This window comes from Wenjunlia tyrosinilytica (genome assembly GCF_014646055.1).
GTDB classification, from domain to species: domain Bacteria; phylum Actinomycetota; class Actinomycetes; order Streptomycetales; family Streptomycetaceae; genus Wenjunlia; species Wenjunlia tyrosinilytica.
In genome coordinates, this window is record NZ_BMMS01000157.1 from 1 (window position 1) to 683 (window position 683).

General features: G+C 67.2%; 1 protein-coding gene. It reads left to right on the forward strand.

Annotation, left to right across the window (positions count from 1 at the left end):
* On the forward strand, window positions 1–683 hold a 683-nt coding region (locus tag IEY86_RS36010), incomplete at both ends, for an acyltransferase domain-containing protein (RefSeq protein WP_189136103.1).

A 683-nucleotide genomic window follows, 5' to 3' on the forward strand; every position in this document is an offset into this window, starting at 1 on the left:
GTGGTGTTCGCGGGTCAGGGGTCGTTGGGGGTGGGTGCGGCGCGGGTGCTGTGTGAGGCGTTTCCGGTGTTCGCGGAGGCGTTCGAGGGTGTGGTGGCGGGTGTGGGGGCTTGTGTCGACTGGTCTTTGCGGGAGGTGGTCTTCGGCGGGGATGCGGGGGTGTTGGGGCGTACGGAGTTTGCGCAGCCTGCGTTGTTCGCTTTTGAGGTGGCGTTGTTCGCGTTGTTGGAGTCGTGGGGTGTGGTTCCTGATGTGGTGATGGGTCATTCGCTGGGTGAGGTCACGGCGGCGTATGTGGCCGGGGTGCTGGGTCTGCGGGATGCGTGTCGTGTGGTGGTGGGGCGTGGGCGTTTGATGCAGGCGCTGGAGCCGGGGGTGATGGTGGCGTTGCCGGTGGGGGTGGAGGAGGTGGTGCCGCTGCTGGTGGGTGGTGCGGTGTCGGTGGCGGCGGTCAATGGTCCTTCTTCGGTGGTGATTTCGGGTCCGGAGGTCGAGGTCGTGGCGGTGGCTGGGCGGTTCGGGCGGTTTCGGCGGTTGGAGGTGGAGCGGGCTTTTCATTCCGTGCTTGTCGAGCCGGCGTTGGGCGGGTTCCGGGCGTTGTTGGAGTCGGTCGAGTTGAGGGCGCCGACTCGTGTGGTGGTGTCGGCTGTTACCGGGGAGGTGGCGGGCTCGGGTCTGATGTC